Here is a 17,753-nt window from a genome sequence, read left to right on the forward strand (position 1 = left end):
ACAGAACCTATCCGTTTACCTCAGATCAGCCTCTTTCATGCAATCGCTTGCATGATTAGTAGGGGGGGTAATGAAGCCTTATTTCGGATGTGATCCCCCCAAAACTAGGGTATAATATTTATTTTATACATAATTAAGGTAGAAAAAGACAATTTACCTAGGGAATACCCTAGGATAAGGTGATATAAATGGATTAATTGACGTTGTAATGAAATATAATTTATGCAATCGGTTGTTAATTTAATTTTTTCATAAAACATTTGCATTCTCTCTGTAATGAGAATCAGTTCTTATCCAGCATTCTGCCTATTTCGATCATATATACTTTATCTCTTGAAACATGATGGCAACATCTTTATGCAAAAACAAGCCCAATCAGTGGATGCCTGTATCGTCTCTGCTGTGGGTTAGGCACTTGTTCATCACCATGCTACTTGGCATTGGTACCCACCTGATGGGGCTGGCTCAGTCAGCAACGCCGGTACGAGGCCGGGTGATTGACGAAAATGGGGCCGGATTACCCGGTGTGTCAGTGGTTCTGAAAGGAACGCAGATCGGTAATGTAACTGATCCCAATGGTCAGTATTCGCTCAACGTACCTGCCGGTGGAGGAACGCTTGTTTTTTCATTCATTGGGTACACGTCGCAGGAGGTAGCTACTAATGGCCGTTCAACGGTAGATGTGACGCTGGCTTCCGATATTAAGTCGTTGAATGAAGTAGTGGTCGTGGGCTACGGTGTGCAGCGTAAGCGGGACGTAACGGGATCAGTAGTGTCTGTGACGGAAGCCACGCTGAAAGAAGTACCTGCCCCTAACCTGATCAACCAGTTGAAAGGTCGCGCCGCTGGGGTAACAATCGTGAGCAACGGGTCCACGCCAGGTTCGCAGGGGTCTATCCGTATCCGTGGTAACCGCACATTAACGAGTGGTAACAACAACGGCGATGGTCTCGATGGTCCGCTGGTCGTGGTTGATGGAATTCCTTATGGCGGTCTGAATGACATCAACCCGGACGATATCGCTAACCTGGAAATCCTGAAAGATGCGTCTGCAACGGCCATTTATGGCTCTCGTGGTGCAGGTGGCGTTATTCTGGTTACGACTAAACGGGGTAAAATTGGCAAACCTGTTCTCAGTTACGACGGCTACCACGGCGTGACGAACATCATGGGTAAATACAACGTCATGAATGGTTCTGAGTATGCTCAGTTCAAGCAGGAGGCTGCCAAATACAATCGCACAGCTCCCGGAACCACCGCCTATCCGCTTACGACAAAGGAGCAGGAGGCGCTGGCCGCTGGTGTTTCCACAGACTGGCAGGGTTTGATTTATAAGCCTGGTTTCAACACCAATCATCAGTTGGGCCTGCAGGGTGGCGTTGAAAATACGCAATACTCACTGGGTATTGGTTATTTCAATGAAACGGGTATCATTCCCAGCCAAAGCTTCGAACGGTACACCGTACGCGCCACCATTGATCAGCGCATTGGAAAAAGCATCAAGATTGGTTTAAACACCCTCAACACCCTTACCTACACTAATACGCCTGGTGGCGGCGGGGTACCGGGTGGCTTGGTTCGGTTGACTCCCCTGGCATCTCCCTATAACGCAGATGGCTCGGTGAATATATTTCCTTCAGAAGGCTCGATCGATGCGGCTGGTATAAGTCCGCTGACGATCATTACGAAAAAAGACGCCTATCTGGGACGTACCCGGGCGCTGCGGACATTCAACAGTTTGTATGGCGAGTGGAACATCCTGCCCGGCCTGCGGTATCGGTTCAACGCCGGCCTGAACTTCAGCCAGTCGAACTACAATGGCTATGGCGGTCCGCTCACGTATTTTAACCAGGCCACGGTTCAGTCGTCGTCCAATGCCGAAATCAGCAATACTGAGTTTTGGGATATCAACCTCCAGCACTTGCTGTATTATGAAAAAACGGCCGGAAAGCATAAGGTAGGTTTTACCGGGCTGTATGAAGTCACGCAAAACCACTCGCTGGGAAGCCGCTTCACAGTAACAGGGGTGCCGGCCGATTATATCAAGACGTCTAACTTCTCGCTGGCATCTGGCCAACCCGTAGCTAACTCGGATTTTGGTAACTCGTTTCAAGAAACTGGTCTGCTTTCCTATATGGGACGGGTCAACTATAGCTTCAATGACCGCTATCTGCTGACGTTGACACTGCGCCGGGATGGTTCGTCTACGCTGTCGCCGCAGAACCGTTACTTCAACTACCCCGCCGTTGGTGCTGGCTGGAACGTCATTGATGAGCCATTCATGAAAAGCATTCCTGCGATTTCGAACTTGAAAGTAAGAGGTGGCTGGGGTATCTCCGGTAACCGGAACGTAGGGGCCTATTCGACATTGGGTGCCTTGTCGGCGGGCTATTACAACTTCGGCGTTGGTGCTGTTGGTCAGCAGTTGGCCTATACCGTTACCAGCCTGCCTGCCAGTAATTTGGGTTGGCAGTCAACGTCGCAGGTTGATATCGGTGTCGACTTCGGTTTCCTGAATAATCGGATTACGGGTACCGTTGACTGGTATCTCCAGCAAACAAAAGACATTCTGTTGTCTGTCCCTCTGCCCCCCAGCAATGGTGCTGGTTCAACGCTGAAGAACCTGGGTGCAACCGAGGGACGGGGGCTGGAAACTTCGCTGACGTTTGATATTTTTAGAAAGCCCGGCGGCTTTAACTGGAGTGCCGATGTGATCTATTTCTTCAACCGGGAAAAAATCACCCAGCTGACCACACCCGCTGAACAGTCGAATATTGGTGCCGGGTGGTTTGTTGGACAGCCTCTTTCGGTCATCTATGACTACAACAAGATTGGCATCTGGCAAACAGCTGACCAGGGCGATGGTACGCTGGCTAAACAAACATCGCCGGTGCAATTTCCTGGTCAAATCAGAGTGCAGGACGTAAATAACGATGGTAAGATCGACCCTGCCGATCGTCAGATAATAGGTACGTTCCAACCTAAATGGGAAGGTGGTTTCACCAACCGGTTTACATTCAAAAACTTCGATGCGTCTATTGTGACCTACGCCCGGATGGGGATGAAAGTGGTTGTGCCCTACCTGACTGGTAACTCTACAGGTTCGGGCGGGTTCGCCTTCTTCAACCAGGGCCGGGTAAACCAGGTAAAAACAGATTACTGGACAGATACCAATCCGACCAACGCCTTCCCGGCTCCCGATGCCGGTGGTGCTGTGGCTCAGTTTGGCTCAACGCTGGGTTACTATGACGGATCATTCATTAAAGTAAGGAGTATCAATCTGGGCTACACGTTCTCCAGCCAGTTGCTCAAAAAGGTTGGTGCCAGTTCGGCCAGGGTGTACTTCAACGCTACCAATCCGCTCATTTTATACTCACCGCTGGTAAGCCAAAAGCTGGCTATCGATCCTGAGGGGAACGGGTATGCTACTGGTCAGTCAACACTCAATGACCAGTCGGGAAACCGGGCAACTCCGGAACGCCAAATTTCTGTAAACCTGAACAACCCACCTGTTCGGCAATTCACATTCGGCGTAAATCTTAAATTCTAATTTTCGAGACAAACATGAGGACGATAAAAGTTTGGTTGACCATTGGCCTCGTAGCCTTTTTAGGGTCAGGCTGCGAAAACATACTGGAAGAGAATCCACAGTCACAGATTGTTCCCTCTTACTTTAATAGCCCCGCCGGCGTACTGGGCGGCATTGCCGGTGTCTACAACGACATTCGTGGGCAGTGGGGCACCGAAGGGTTTACTGTTGAAATGCAGGCCGGCACTGACGATTTTTTGCAGGGTGCCAGTTCGGGTGGCGGGCCTGCTTACACCTACAACGGGCTCAACGGGAGTAACTTCGGCTCAGCATGGGGCGTAGCCTTCCAGGACATCAACACCCTCAACGGCGTGTTGCAGTACGGGGCTACCATCGATTTGCCAGAGGCTACCCGTAAGCAATACCTGGCGCAGGCTAAATTTCTGCGTGGGTTCTGGTATTTCTATCTGGTACAAACCTGGGGCGACGTACCGCTGAACACCACGTTCATTACGGTGCCTTCACAGGCCGCGTCACGCCAGCCAGCCGCTCAGGTGTATGAGCAGATCATTAAGGATTTGACCGAAGCGGCGGCTGATTTGCCGAACACACCAACTGCCCCTTTCCTTGGTAAAGCGGCTACTAAACCCGTAGCTCAATTACTGTTAGCCAAAGCGTACCTAACCCGTGGCTGGCTCAATAACACCGCTGCTGACTTTACGCAGGCGGCTACGATCTGCGCTGATATTATTGCCAATAAAGGAACATACGGGCTGGATTTGTGGGCCGATTATGGCGATGCGTTCGTGCCCGCCAATGACTACGGGAAAGAGACAATGTTTGTGAGTGACCACATCAACGACCCGAAGTTTGGTTATTATACAGTCGGCGGTGCCGCTGCTGGTGGCGCTGCACAAAACCTGACTCCCTGGTTTACTAACTGGAATTACCCCAATACTAGTGGTGTAAACTCATTCACAAATACCGCCGGAACACTGGTAAACAGCGGAACATCGGGTATGATCCGGGATTCCCAGTATGGTCGTCCCTTCATCCGGATGCGCCCAAACAGCGACAAACAGAAAACGGGTGCCAATGTCGGCAAAAATTATTTTCTCGATCAGGCATTTACCAATCGAACTGTAGACACGCGATTTGCCAATTCGTTTTACACGGTTTATATCGCTAATACCTCGATTACCAACGCGGCTACCGCAGCCAATAACAAACGGGGCATTGGTTACACCACCGTAATAGGAGCAGATACCGCCGTTTGGTTGCCCGACTTTGAAGTGGCCGGTGCGCCACAGTTTGTCGGAACAAGACCCTTTAAAGGAATCGTAGTGCCACCAAGTTTGTGGAACAACGGAATTTTCCCGGCGCTGAAGAAATTCATGGACCCCAGCCGGGGGACTAACTTCAACGACCCATCAACCCGTCCTGTCGTACTATACCGTTTCGCGGATGTCTACCTGACGGGTGCCGAAGCGTACCTGAAGGCAGGCGATGCAACACGGGCGGCTGCTCTACTTAATGTGGTAAGACAGCGGGCAGCCTTTAAGAAAACCAACACGGCTACGCAGAACACTGCCGCCGCAACGGCTATGACTATTACGCCCGCCGACGTAACAGTTGACTTCATTCTCGACGAGCGTAGCCGCGAGTTATTCGGTGAATGGCAACGGTGGCACGACCTGGTTCGTACCCGGTCGCTGGTACGCCGTGTACAGGCCTGGAACCCCGAAGCAGCCCCTTACATCAAAGATTACCACATGCTCCGGCCAATTCCGCAGACGCAAATCGATCGGGTGGTTGATGGACCGAAGTTCCCGCAGAATCCCGGCTATTGATTGGATAATTGGTTGACTGGGTAATTGGTGGATTAGTTGATTGGGTAATTGGTAGATTGGTCGATTTGCGGCGTAGCGCCCAATTACTTAATCCACCAATTACCCAATCAACTAATTCACCAATTACCCAGTCAACCAATCAACTACATATGAAACGGACCATTCTCGTTGTTTTGCTACTGTGGGCTGGCGTTGCCGCACAGGCTCAGGTACGTTTACCCAAACTCATTAGCGATGGCATGGTGCTGCAACGCGATGCCGCCCTGACTATATGGGGTTGGGACAAGCCGGGCGAGAAAATTACCGTTCGTTTCAACGGCAAAACATACAAGGCAATAACCGATCAGGCTGGTAAGTGGCAGACGAAAATGCCATCCATGCCGGCAGGGGGGCCTTTCGTGATGGACATTGCCGGCAGCTCTCACGTTGCCATCAAGGATATTCTGGTGGGCGATGTCTGGTTCTGTAGTGGGCAGAGTAACATGGTGCATCAGCTCGATATTCACGATGTTACCTACGCGGATGCGATCCGTACGGCCAATTACCCACAGATTCGCCAGTTCTGGGTACCCACGCTCACGAGCCTTCAGGGGCCGCAGCAGGAGTTGCCCGCCGGACAGTGGAAAGCCGCCGTGGGCGAGGCCGTCAGGCCATTTTCGGCGGTGGCGTATTTCTTCGCCAAACGCATTCACGAAAAGTATAACGTACCTGTTGGCATCATCAACGCCAGCGTAGGCGGTACGCCCATCGAAGCCTGGATGAGTGAAGAAGGTCTGACCGACTTTTCGGCTCTGAAAGCAACGGTTGAGAAGAACAAAGACACGACATACATCAACAGCCTGTCGCGCCGACCTGCTAGTGTCAACCGCCCGCAACCCCCGGTTGATCTGGGTACGTCGGGCGATACGAAGTGGTATGATCCGGCCTACGTACCTAAAGGCTGGCGACCGATCAACGTACCTGGCTACTGGGAAGATCAGGGTATCAAGGATCTGAACGGGGTGGTCTGGTACCGGAAAGAAATCACTATCCCGGCCTCGATGACCGGTAAACCTGCCCGCGCTTTTCTGGGGCGGATTGTGGATGCCGATGAGCTGTACATCAACGGAAAACAGATTGGCAGATATACCTACCAATATCCGCAACGCCGATACAACGTACCTGCCGACGTACTGAAGCCGGGCAAAAACGTGCTTGTGGTGCGGGTAACCAACACCGCTGGTAAAGGTGGTTTTGTGCCCGACAAACCCTACTACGTGTTCGCTGGTGCCGATACGGTTGACTTGAAAGGAACCTGGCAGTATAGAGTTGGGACAGTTTACAAACCCCTGGCTGGCGGTGGCTTTGGTGGCGGCATTTCGGCACAAAATCAGCCCACGGCGTTATACAATGCCATGGTCGCCCCCGAGGTTGGGTACGCGCTTAAAGGGTTTTGCTGGTATCAGGGCGAAAGCAACGCTGGTCGTCCGCAGGAATACACCGCGTTGATGCCCGCCCTGATCAATGACTGGCGGGCCAGATGGAAACAAAGCAATTTGCCGTTTCTGTACGTACAACTGCCCGGCTACATGGACTACAATTACCTGCCCTCGGAAAGTGGTTGGGCCGTTTTGCGGGAGGCACAGCTTAAAGCCTTATCGGTGCCCAACACGGCGATGGTCGTAGCGATTGATCTGGGCGAGTGGAACGACATTCACCCCGACAACAAAAAGGCCGTTGGTGACCGGCTTGCGTTGGCGGCTTTCAAAACGGCATATCACGAGAACCTGGTGTATTCGGGCCCGCAGTATCAGTCGGCTGCCGTAGAAGGCAACAAGATCGTGGTCAGCTTCACGAACGAAGGCGGTGGCTTGATCACTAACGATGGCGAACCATTGGGTGAATTTGCCATTGCCGGTAGCGACAAAAAATTTGTGTGGGCCAACGCCAGAATAGAAGGCGGGAAAGTGGTAGTGTGGAGCGATGATGTGGCCAATCCGAAATACGTACGCTATGCCTGGGCCGACAATCCCGTTAACGCTAATCTGTACAATAAAGAGGGCCTGCCTGCTTCGCCGTTCCGAACAGATCAGTAGACCATCTTCTGACGGTTACTGCACGGGTGCTGGCAGGTTACGTCTGTAAGCAGTTCAAATACGTGTTTAAAATGCACATAAGACAATGCGTTCATGATGGCATGCCCTGTAAGAACTGGCAAGGCGTAGTCACCGGTACAGTTGGATAAGCATATATAGACAGGATTATCATAAAAGTGTGGTGTATTGACAATCAGTTAGTTTAGTAGGGTAGATATGTATTAATTCTATTTCTTTCTTCCGATAATACTAATTCAAATCTCCTCTATACCTTTTATGAAACGATTTTTTCTCTCTGCCTTTCTGCTATGCCTCTTCGGATCTGCCACGGTATCACTGGCGCAGCAGATTTCCCGCGAAGAACTGCTGTTTTTAACCCCGGAATGGAAAGGCGAACGGTATGCTGATGGCCGCCCGAAAGTACCGGACGCGCTGCTGAAACGCATGAAGCTCGTTACGCACGAAGAAGCGTGGGCGGTGCTTCGTAACGAAAACTATAAGTTTCAATATGCCGATGGCTGGCAGCTCATTAACCCCGATAGTGTGCTGGTGGGCCGGGCCGTTACGGCAACGTTTATGCCCGGTCGTCCCGACATTCACCGGGCTCTCGACAAAAAGGGACATGAGAAAGACGGTCGAATAAAGGCGCAAAATACATGGCCTATCGCACTGCTTACTAAGGGCGATGTCTATGTGGTGGATCAGTTTGGCATGCATGAAGACGGGCCTACCATCGGCGACAACCTCGGTAACGACATTTACACCCGAACCGGCAACGGTATCGTGTATGAAGGCGCTATTCGCGACATCGACGGGTTGAAAGAGCTGGGTGGTTTTACATCGTTTTTCCGGTCGTACCACCCCTCGCACCACCTCAACGATCCCGCTGGTGCGCTGAACACGACGCTGGTCGCCATGAATCACCCGACGCGCATTGGGCGGGTAACGGTTATACCCGGCGACGTGGTATTGGGTCGCGATGGCGGGGTCATCTTTATTCCGCCCCATCTGGCCGAAAAGGTGGTCAAGACCTCAGAGATCGTTCGGCTACGGGATATGTTCAGCCATATGCGTCTGCGCGAAGGCAAATACACATCAGGCCAGATCGACACCCGCTGGTCGGAGGAGATTGAGAAGGATTTTTCGAAATGGCTCAATGATCACATCAGCGAGCTACCCGTTGCGAAAGAACAGATTCAGGACTTTTTGAAAACACGTACCTGGTAGATGGATGTCGGATTTGGGATTGCGGATTTGGGATTTGCTCCGCTTAATACAGGTCCAAACCTAAGCGGAGCAAATCCGCAATCCCAAATCCGACATCCGATATCCAATATCCTCTAAACCCGCAAACCATCATGACTACTTCTCGTCGTTCTTTTCTAACTAAGGGGGCTATTGCCAGTGCGCTGGCTGCCACGTCGATCTCAACCTTTGGCGAAGGGCTGGAAACAGCCGTGCAGCGCGCGCCTCTTTCGTCGGCTCCGTCTGACCTTAAAATCACCGATATTAAATGTGGCTACACCCGCAACGGGCATAGTCTGTTCGTGAAAGTGCACACCAACCAGGGTATCTGGGGCTGCGGCGAGGCCGTTGATGCGTCGGTAGGTACGTATCATCTCGTGAAACTGATGGCCGAACGCATCAAAGGCAAAAGCCCGCTGAATGTGAATCGGCTGTTCGAAGATGTGCGTAAATCGGGCTTTTTCGAAGGCGCTCAGGCCGGTATCTACATCTCGGTATTGTCGGCCATTGAAACGGCCCTGTGGGATTTGACCGGCAAAGCGCTTGGCCTGCCGGTATACCAGCTCTTGGGTGGCAAATACCGCGACAAGATTCGGGTATACTGCGACACGGGCGCTTACCGCGAGACAGACACCAGCCCGGATGCGTTCGGGAAAAGTGCCAAAAAAGCGGTCGATATGGGCTTCAACGCCGTGAAATATGACATCGACGAGCGCAACGACCCCAACAAATACGACGCCTATAACTGGACCGCCAGTCAGGGTGAGCTGGAGCGGATGTACAACCAGATTGCCGGTGTCCGGAAAGCCGTTGGCCCCAAGGTCGATATCTGTGTGGACATGCACGGTCGCTACGATATGACTACCGGCCGGCGCGTGGCGAAGATGATGGAGCCGCTGAACCTGCTGTTTCTGGAGGAACCGATTCCTGCCGAAAACGCCGAAGCCTACAAGCAGATTCGGGAGGCGTCGAACACACCGATCTGCGCGGGCGAAAACCATTACCTGGCCCATGGATTCCGGAAGCTGCTCGAAATAGGGGCCGTCGATATCATCATGCCCGATCTGCAAAAAGCGGGCGGACTGGGTGAAGGTCAGCGCATTGCCAACCTCGCTAACCTGTATTACGTGCCGTTCGCGCCGCACATGGTGGCCTCGTACCTGGGTGCCATGGCCTCAAGCCACGTGTGCGCGTCGGTGCCCAACTTCCTGATTCTGGAGTGGCAGATCTATTTCCATGAAGAGCCGATGTTCAAAGAGATCGTCACGTTCGACGGGCCAATGGTGGAAAAAGGATTCATTCCCTTGTCGAACAAACCGGGTATCGGCGTAGAAATAAACGAAGAAGGCATGCGGAAATATGCTCCGAAAGACGTGCCGTTTTTCGTGTAAAGCGGTGCTTCACGCTCTGGGTCCTGGGCCTGTCGGAGGCCGCACCGGCAGACCCGTCTAATCGATGGGCCTGGAGCGTGACAACAATACAACGTTACATATCAACTTTCTATATGCTACTTCTAACTCGTCTTTTGCTGCTTGCGGCAGGCCTGGCCATCCTTACCCCGGCGGTTGCTATCGACCCCGATACTTATGTGTCGGGCCAGAAAGGGAGAGGGTATTTTACGCTCGTTGCCAGTGGAAAGGCTACGCCACTCGTTGCCAGCAGCGCTGATTTTTCGGGCGTGACGCGGGCGCTGAAAAACCTTCAGGCAGACATCAAAAAAGTAGCCAACGTTGAGCCTAATTTGCTGACGGAGGCGACTTCGGCTGGACGGGAAATCGTGCTGGTAGGTACGTTAGGAAAAAGTCCGCTGATCGACCAGTTGGTGAAGGCGAAAAAACTCAACGTGGCCGATGTGGCTGGCAAGTGGGAAACCTTCGTGACGCAAACCGTTGAGAAACCATTTCCCGGCGTTGACCGGGCGCTGGTCATTGCGGGCAGCGACAAACGCGGCACCATTTTCGGCGTCTATGACCTGTCGGCGCAAATCGGCGTGTCGCCCTGGAACTGGTGGGCCGATGTGCCGGTAAGATCGCAGTCGGCGCTGTATGTACTGCCCGGACGGCATACGCAGGGAACACCCGCCGTGAAATACCGGGGCATTTTTATCAACGACGAAGCCCCCGCGCTCTCGGGCTGGACGAAGGCGAAATTTGGTGGGGTTAACCATAAATTTTATGAGCATGTCTTCGAGCTGATTCTCCGGATGAAGGGTAACTATCTCTGGCCCGCCATGTGGGGAAACGCCTTTTACGATGACGACTCCCTGAACCCTAAACTGGCCGACGAGTACGGCGTGGTCATCGGCACAACGCACCACGAACCGATGATGCGGGCCCACGATGAGTGGCGCCGCTACAACAAAGGGCAAGTCTGGAATTACCAGAAAAACGACGCGGCCCTCCGCGACTTCTGGCGAACCGGTATCCAGCGGATGGGCAAGTACGAAAGCATCGTCAGCGTGGGGATGCGGGGCGACGGTGATGCACCAATGAGTCGCGAAAGCAACACCGCGCTGCTCGAACAGATCGTGGCTGACCAGCGCAAAATCCTGACCGAGGTAACCGGTAAAGAGGCCTCGGCAACGCCGCAGCTTTGGGCGCTGTATAAAGAAGTACAGGATTACTACGACAAAGGCATGCGTGTGCCCGATGATGTGACGCTGCTGCTCTGCGACGATAACTGGGGAAACCTGCGTAAGCTTCCCGCCATTGGCGCACCGAAACGGGCAGGTGGCTACGGCATCTACTACCACTTCGACTATGTGGGTGGGCCGCGTAATTACAAATGGCTCAACACCAACCCGATATCACGTACCTGGGAGCAGATGCACCTGGCCTACGAACATGGCGTTGACCGTATCTGGATCGTAAACGTCGGCGACATAAAGCCGATGGAATTTCCAATCGAGTTCTTCCTCGATTACGCCTGGAACCCCAACAAATGGCCCGCTGCGAAACTCGACGAATACACCCGCCTCTGGGCCGAAAAACAGTTTGGATCTAAACACGCGGCGGCCATTGCCGATATCCTGGCGAAATACACGAAATACAACGCCCGTCGGAAACCCGAGCTGCTGTCGCCAACGACTTACAGCCTGACCAACTACCGCGAAGCCGAAACCGTGGTAGCTGAATACAATAAATTACTGGCCGACGCTGAACAGATCGGTAAGCAATTGCCCGCCGTCTATCAGGATGCTTACTTCCAGTTGGTGCTACACCCGGTGAAAGCCTGCGCCACGCTGAACGACCTGTATGTGGCCGCCGGGCAGAACCAATGGTATGCTAAGCAAGGCCGCGCCATCACCAACGACCGTGCCGACCGCGTGAAGCAATTGTTTGATAAAGACGCGCAGATTACCCGGTTCTACAACGACACGCTGGCGGGCGGCAAGTGGAGCCACATGATGGACCAGACCCACATTGGCTACACCTACTGGCAGCAGCCTGAGAAGAACAAAATGCCGGACGTAAAAACGATCGACGTACCGGCTACCGCCGATATGGGCGTAGCCATCGAAGGCTCCGAAGCCTGGTGGCCGGGTGCTGCCACGTCAGACGAATCCGCTACAGGTAGGTCGGGACAGGCCGTCTTGCCCGTATTCGATCCGTACAATCAGCCATCGTTTTACATCGACGTGTTCAACCGGGGGCAGGCTCCATTTACGTACACGGCGCAGGCTGATGCTCCCTGGCTGAAAATCTCTGCTCCGACCGGGACCGTTACCAAAGAGACCCGCCTGCTGGTGAGCGTCGACTGGAAGAACGTACCTGCAGGCAGGCAACGTACCCAAATTGCTATTCGCAGTGCAGACGGGAAGCGCGTATTGGTGCAGGCCATCGCTAATAACCTGGCGTCGCCGAAACCGGCTGAAGTGAAGGGTTTCGTGGAAAGTAATGGGTACGTTTCCATTGAAGCCGAACACGCCAGCCGGGTAGTTGAAACTGCGTCGGTGAAATGGCAGTTGATTCCTGATGTTGGTCGTACTGCTTCCGGAATGACCATATCGCCGGTCACGACGCCGAGCGTGGAGACGCCTTCAGGCATGTCGCCTCGGCTCGAATATGTCGTTAATCTAGCCGATAGCGGAAGCGTGCAGGTGCAAACGTACCTGTCGCCCTCGCTCAATTTCAACGACAACAAAGGTCTTCGCTACGCCATTTCGTTCGATGATGAAATGCCGCAGGTGATCAATATTCACGCAAACGAGACCGACAAACGGTGGGAGAAATCGGTGGCCGACAATATCCGTATTCTGCCGTCGCAACATACACTGGCAACGGCTGGCGCGCATACCCTGAAAATCTGGCTGGTCGATCCGGCAGTGGTGGTGCAGAAGCTGGTCATCAGCCGGGGCGTGCCTAAGCCCAGTTACCTCGGCCCACCCGAAAGTTTTCACAAGTAGATGGTCATTGATGGTCATTAGGCTTCGCCGTCATTAAGCAGTCATTGATTGTCAATTTAACAACGAATGACCACTTAATGACAGCAAAGCCTAATGACAATTAACATAAACATGAATCCGATGAAGCGATTACTCGTCAGTAGCCTGCTGTTGAGCCTGCCCGTCTCGCTGCTCGCTCAATTTGGCCCGCGAACGCCTGAGCAGGATAGCCTTATGGCCCGTCAGCAGCGCAAAACGCAGGCCGACCATCAGGCCATGATGGCGCAACTCAACATCAAGGAGTTGCGGCCAGGTCCGTCGGGTAATCCGAAAGCGCCCAACGCTGCCAATGCCGATGAAAGCAAGGCTAGTCCCTACACGTCGCTGCCCGATCCGCTGGTGCTGAAAAACGGCAATAAGGTAAAGTCGGCGAAAGACTGGTGGCAGAAGCGCCGCCCCGAAATCGTGGAGGATTTTGACCGGGAAGTGTATGGCCGAATGCCCGCCAACGTACCTGGTGTGCGTTGGGAAGTGGTGAGCACAAAAGATACCATGGATGGCAGCTACCCGATTAAGCTGAAAAAGCTGATTGGCCACGTCGATAACGCAACGTACCCAGCCATCAACGTTGATATCGATCTGACGTTGGCTACCCCAGCCACTGCCACCGGCCAGGTACCCGTCATGATGGAGTTCATTTTCAAGTTTCCGGCCGGTTTCAGAATGCCACAGCCGCCCACATCGTCTACCGCGCCGGTGGCCTTAACCTGGCAGCAGCAACTGCTGAAAAAAGGGTGGGGGTACGCTTTGCTGGTGCCAACCAGTTACCAGGCCGATAACGGCGCGGGCCTCACCGAAGGCATTATCGGTCTGGTTAACAAGGGGGGACGCCGGAAACCTGATGATTGGGGTGCCCTGCGGGCCTGGGCGTGGGGAGCGAGCCGCGCCCTTGATTACTTCGAAACCGACAAAGACGTAGACGCCAGGCAGGTAGGCATTGAAGGTTTGTCGCGCTACGGCAAGGCGGCAGTGGTGGCGATGGCCTACGAACCTCGCTTCGCCATCGGGTTCATTGGCTCGTCGGGCGAAGGAGGCGTAAAACTTCATCGTCGGCTCTATGGTGAGCAGGTCGAGAACGTAGCCAGTTCAGCCGAATATCACTGGATGGCCGGCAACTTCATCAAGTACGCCGGACCACTCACGCCAAACGATCTACCCGTTGATTCGCATGAACTGGTTGCCCTTTGCGCACCTCGTCCGGTCTTCATCAGCTCTGGCTCACCCGACGTGGAAGGCCGTTGGCTCGATGCAAAAGGCATGTTTTTAGGCGGTGTATACGCGGGTCCGGTCTACGAACTGCTTGGCAAAAAAGGCCTGGGGACAACGGAATATCCCGCTCAGGAAGTGGCCGTAGACAGTGGCGAGATTGCGTACCGGCAACATAGCGGCGGTCACACCACCGTGCCCAACTGGCCCGCCTTTCTGCAATACGCCGATCGATACATGAAAGTGAAGTGACGATAGCTTAGTTGCTTTTGGCGCTGTGTTGCTGACGCATGAATGTGAATGACCAACTTGAGTGGGATTGTCACCCTGAGCGGAGCGGTCCGCCGCTGCGGTCGAAGGGCCATGTGTCAGCAACACAGCGCAAATCACCATCCATATTCCCAATGAATACAAGTACCCATTCTAATGAAAAGATACCACTGGCTATTCACCCTTTTGCTAACCACCACGTTTAGCTACGCACAAACACCGCCCACCGGCGACGATGGATACCGGCTTTGGCTGAAATATGACCTGATCACCAACGTACCTAAACGGCAGGCGTATGCCCAGGCAGCGCAGTTTATTGCCATGACGGGCAACTCGCCTATTCTGAAATCGGCGGCCGACGAATTGCAACTGGGGTTGACGGGTCTGCTGGGTAAGACCGTGCCAGTAGTCACCAGCGCGGCCGGTCGGAAAGGCGGTATTGTACTCGCGGTTTCGGCGGGCGCGGGAGGATCGGCGATGAATAACGAAGGCTACCAGATTGCCATCAACGCCGGAAACATCATGATCTCAGGCAAAACCGATGCCGGGGTGCTGTACGGAGCGTTTGCCTTGCTCCGTCAGATGCAGACCGGCCAGCCTATCGACCGACTGTCGGTGACGAGCAGCCCGAGAGTGCAATACCGGATGTTGAATCACTGGGATAATGTCGATGGTACCGTTGAACGGGGTTATGCCGGTCAGTCGCTCTGGAAGTGGTATGAACTGCCCGAACGCATCGACCCGCGCTACCGCGATTACGCCCGCGCTAACGCCTCCATCGGCATCAATGGCATGACGGTCAACAACGTGAATGCCAGTGCCCGGTTTATGTCGGCCGAATACATTCAGAAAGTGGCAGCGGTGGCCTCAGCGTTGCGGCCTTATGGTATTCGGGTATATGTGTCGGTGTACTGGGCGGCCCCAAAAACATTGGGCGGTCTGAAAACCTCCGACCCGCTCGATCCGCAGGTACGTGCCTGGTGGACAGCCAAGGTGAAGGAACTGTACCAGGCAATCCCCGATTTCGGTGGACTGCTGGTAAAAGCCAATTCAGAAGGCGAACCCGGCCCGCAGGATTACGGACGTACCCACGCCGATGGCGCCAACATGTTGGCCGAGGCTATGAAACCCTACGACGGCGTGGTCATCTGGCGGGCATTCGTGTATAAAGCCGATCCCAACGGTGACCGTTTCAAAGCGGCTTATGACGAGTTTACGCCCCTCGACGGCACTTTCGACAAAAAGGTGATTGTGCAGGTGAAAAACGGCCCGATCGATTTCCAGCCCCGCGAACCGTTCTCACCGCTGTTCGGCAACATGCCCAAAACACCCCTCGGCATGGAGTTCCAGATTACGCAGGAGTACCTCGGCTTTGCTACGCACATGGTCTACGAAGCACCGCTGTTTAAGGAATGTCTGGACGCAGATACGTATGCCAATGGCAAGGGCTCAACCGTAGCGAAGGTCATCGACGGAAGTGTTCATGGCTATGCGCGCACGTTGATGGCGGGTGTCGCCAACGCTGGTTCGGCCCGCAACTGGACCGGTCACCCGATGGCGCAGGCCAACTGGTACGCGTTCGGGCGGCTGGCGTGGGATCATACCTTATCGTCGGAAACCATTGCCAATGAATGGGTGAACATGACGCTGACGCACGAACCGCAGGCGGCGAAACGCATCACGAACCTGATGCTGAAATCGCGCGATATCTACGTCGATTACAATACGCCCATCGGTCTGTCGCGCCCATGGACTGGCGTTCATTTTGCGCCCGAACCCTGGCAGAACCGCAGTCCGCGACCTGACTGGACGGCCGTTTATTACCATAAAGCCGATTCGCTGGGCCTCGGCTTCAACCGCACCGAAACGGGTAGCAATGCCCTGGCGCAATACCGCCCTGAGGTTCGCGCGCAGTGGGAAAACCCCGAAACCTGCCCGTTGCCTTACCTGCTCTGGTTTCACCACGTGGCCTGGAACAAAAAGCTGACGTCGGGCCGTACGCTCTGGGCCGAACTTTGCACCCGTTTCTACACCGGCGCCGACTCGGTACGCTGGATGCAGAATGAGTGGGGGGCGGTAAAAAGCGCTGTTGACCCCGGAATTTATGCCGATGTTTCGGCCCGGTTGGCTACCCAACAACGCGAAGCCATCTGGTGGCGCGACGCCTGGGTGTTGTATCTTCAATCATTTGCTAAGCAACCCGTACCCGCGCCCTTTAAACAGCCGGAACGCACGCTTGACGACGTCAAACAATCTGTAAACCTCTATTTATTACGCTAATGACTCCTGCCGAAACAGTTCAGATTATCAGCCTTCCAGATACCAATCAAGAAGCATCCACCGTCTTCTCGCTCGAAGGCCAACTCGCGCTCATCACGGGCGGCGGTACGGGGCTTGGCTTCGCTATTGCCCGCTCTATGGTGTCGGCGGGGGCGCGGGTAGTGATCACGGGTCGGCGCGAGCAGCCCCTGCGCGATGCCGTTGCGGAGCTTGGCGACAAAGGCCATTATATGGTAAATGACGTGGCCGAACGGGCTTCGCTGAAAGAATTGGTTTCCTCGATTGAGGCAACCCACGGTCCAATTGATATTCTGGTCAATAATGCGGGCATTAATATGAAAAAACCCGCTGTAGACGTATCAGATGAGGATTTTGATCGTATTGTGCACACCAACCTGAATTCCGTTTTTTCACTGACCCGAATCTGCGCCAGCCGGATGCTGGAACGGCAACGCGGGTCGATCATCATGATCTCATCGATGGCCGCTTATTATGGCCTCGACCGGGTAGTAGCATACGCGGCGTCGAAATCGGCGGTCGAGGGCATGGTGAAAGTGCTGGCTTCTGAGTTTTCGGGAAAAGGTGTTCGGGTTAACGCTATCGCGCCGGGTTTCATCGAAACACCCATGACGCAAACGGCGATGGGCGGCGACCCCAGCCGGTTTGCGCGCGTGATCAGCCGCACGCCCATGCAGAAATTTGGTAGGCCCCAGGATATTGGTTGGGCGGCCGTTTTCCTCGCTTCTGAAGCCTCCAGGTACGTTACCGGTGTCTCGCTACCCATCGACGGCGGCAACTCGATTGGATTTTAGGCGATGTAAACCTATAAGGTCTCAAAGACCTTATAGGTTTGT

At 53.9% G+C, this 17,753-nt stretch carries 9 protein-coding genes; all 9 read left to right on the forward strand.

Going from position 1 to position 17,753, the window contains the following annotated elements; all coding sequences use genetic code 11:
• Positions 1–343 precede the first annotated feature (343 nt).
• Entirely contained in the window at positions 344–3,550 is a 3,207-nt protein-coding gene (locus J2I46_RS25425; protein ID WP_229379946.1) for a SusC/RagA family TonB-linked outer membrane protein, read from the forward strand.
• A 14-nt stretch (positions 3,551–3,564) separates the two neighbouring features.
• A complete protein-coding gene (locus J2I46_RS25430) occupies positions 3,565–5,379 on the forward strand; it encodes a RagB/SusD family nutrient uptake outer membrane protein (protein WP_207331900.1) in 1,815 nt (604 codons plus the stop codon).
• 149 nt (positions 5,380–5,528) lie between these two features.
• Positions 5,529–7,454 carry a sialate O-acetylesterase gene (locus J2I46_RS25435; RefSeq protein ID WP_207331901.1) on the forward strand — a complete coding sequence of 642 codons (1,926 nt, stop codon included), beginning with the start codon at positions 5,529–5,531 and terminating at the stop codon, positions 7,452–7,454.
• A gap of 276 nt (positions 7,455–7,730) precedes the next feature.
• Positions 7,731–8,681 carry an RraA family protein gene (locus J2I46_RS25440; RefSeq protein ID WP_207331902.1) on the forward strand — a complete coding sequence of 317 codons (951 nt, stop codon included), beginning with the start codon at positions 7,731–7,733 and terminating at the stop codon, positions 8,679–8,681.
• Between the two features lie 131 nt (positions 8,682–8,812).
• Positions 8,813–10,090 (forward strand): mandelate racemase/muconate lactonizing enzyme family protein, encoded by a 1,278-nt coding sequence (locus tag J2I46_RS25445; protein ID WP_207331903.1) that lies wholly within the window; start codon positions 8,813–8,815, stop codon positions 10,088–10,090.
• 113 nt (positions 10,091–10,203) lie between these two features.
• Positions 10,204–13,104 carry a glycosyl hydrolase 115 family protein gene (locus J2I46_RS25450; RefSeq protein ID WP_207331904.1) on the forward strand — a complete coding sequence of 967 codons (2,901 nt, stop codon included), beginning with the start codon at positions 10,204–10,206 and terminating at the stop codon, positions 13,102–13,104.
• A 120-nt stretch (positions 13,105–13,224) separates the two neighbouring features.
• Entirely contained in the window at positions 13,225–14,601 is a 1,377-nt protein-coding gene (locus J2I46_RS25455) for a glucuronyl esterase domain-containing protein (RefSeq protein ID WP_207331905.1), read from the forward strand.
• 174 nt (positions 14,602–14,775) lie between these two features.
• Positions 14,776–16,899 carry an alpha-glucuronidase family glycosyl hydrolase gene (locus J2I46_RS25460; RefSeq protein ID WP_207331906.1) on the forward strand — a complete coding sequence of 708 codons (2,124 nt, stop codon included), beginning with the start codon at positions 14,776–14,778 and terminating at the stop codon, positions 16,897–16,899.
• Positions 16,899–17,711: an SDR family NAD(P)-dependent oxidoreductase gene (locus tag J2I46_RS25465; RefSeq protein ID WP_207331907.1), complete on the forward strand. Its 813-nt coding sequence runs from the start codon at positions 16,899–16,901 to the stop codon at positions 17,709–17,711. Before J2I46_RS25460 ends, J2I46_RS25465 begins: the two co-directional genes overlap by 1 nt.
• Positions 17,712–17,753 lie beyond the last annotated feature (42 nt).

Origin of the sequence: Fibrella forsythiae, from assembly GCF_017353175.1 — a bacterium.
Classification (GTDB): domain Bacteria; phylum Bacteroidota; class Bacteroidia; order Cytophagales; family Spirosomataceae; genus Fibrella; species Fibrella forsythiae.